Annotated in this window: 1 protein-coding gene and 1 other annotated feature; the gene reads right to left on the bottom strand. The window is 66.4% G+C overall.

All coding sequences use genetic code 11. From position 1 onward, the window contains the following. Positions 1-15: 15 nt before the first annotated feature. Positions 16-1,250 (bottom strand): IS3 family transposase gene (locus DEI86_RS16270; RefSeq protein WP_258372372.1). Its coding sequence is split into 2 segments (ribosomal slippage): positions 16-971 and positions 971-1,250, totalling 1,236 coding nucleotides; the frame shifts between segments, so codons are not numbered across the junction. Next, positions 859-972, bottom strand: a sequence feature (AL1L pseudoknot). Its footprint overlaps the gene before it by 114 nt. Positions 1,251-1,302: the final 52 nt, after the last annotated feature.

Below are 1,302 nucleotides of genomic sequence, written 5' to 3'. Positions count from 1 at the left end.
TGTTCCGCCCCGGATTTAGTGGAGGCTCGGTAGTGCCGCCTCGACGGTAATCGGAGCGGGGTTGTGCCGGTAGTGGTCGTGCTCAAACTCGACCGGCGGGACCATGCCGAGTTCGCCGTGGAGGCGGCGGTGGTTGAACCAGTCGATGTACTCGACGGTCGCGATCTCGAGGTCCTCGATGCCCCGCCAGGGACCGCGGTGGCGGATCAATTCGGCTTTGAAGATCGAGTTCACCGCCTCCGCGAGCGCGTTGTCGTAGCTGTCGCCCTTCGACCCGACGGACGCGACCGCACCGGCTTCTGCAAGCCGTTCGGTGTAGCGGATTGCTCGGTATTGCACGCCGCGGTCGCTGTGATGGATCAGTCGCGTCAGATCGCGGTGTTCGCGTTGCCTCGTCCAGATGCCCATCTCGAGGGCGTCCAGGACGAGATCGGTGCGCATGTTCCTCGACAGCTGCCAACCCACGATCCGGCGGGAGAACACGTCGGTGACGAACGCGGCGTAGACCCAGCCGGAGAACGTGCGGATGTAGGTGATGTCCGCCACCCAGAGCTGATCCGGGCCGGTCGCGGTGAACGCCCGCTGGACCAGATCCGCGGGTCGATCCCCGACCGGACCTGGAACCGTCGTCTTCGGGCCCTTCCGCTTCGAGACGCCCTGCAACCCGGCGACCCGCATCAGGCGTTCAACGGTGCAGCGGGCCATCAGATGGCCTTCCCGATGCAATTGCGCGTGCACCTTCCGGGCGCCATAGACGCCGTAGTTCGTCCGGTGTACCCGCTCCACCTCGACGACGCGAGTGGCGTCGCTGATCGATCGGGCCGACGGCGGCCGCGCCTTGGCGGCGTAGTAGCTCGACGGGGCGACCTGCAACGTGCGACAGATCGGCTCGACCCCAAACTCGGCTTTGCGCTGGTCGATGAACGTGATCATCTGCTGGACGGGCGGTCGAGCTCCGCCGCGAAGAAAGCCGACGCCGACTTCAAGATCGCGTTGGCCCGCCGCAGCTCGCGGACCTCACGCTCCAACTCCGCGATCCTGGCCGCGTCGTCAGTGGTCACGCCTGGCCGGTCGCCGGCATCGATCTCGGCTTGCTGCACCCAGTTCCGCAACGTCTCCGGATTGATCCCGAGTTGCTCACCGATCCGACGCAACGCACCGGATCTCGTTGCCGGCTCGCGGCGTGCTTCCACCGCGAGCCGGACCGCCCGCTCCCGAAGCTCCTCCGGGTACTTCCTCGGTGCTCCCATGACTCTCATCCTCCCGTGGATTGAGAGCCTCCATCAGACCCGGGGCGGAACA

This window comes from Curtobacterium sp. MCBD17_028 (assembly GCF_003234875.1).
Classification (GTDB): Bacteria; Actinomycetota; Actinomycetes; order Actinomycetales; family Microbacteriaceae; genus Curtobacterium.
The sequence above is the reverse complement of the archived record's forward strand: the minus strand, read 5'-3'. Positions and strand labels throughout refer to the sequence as shown.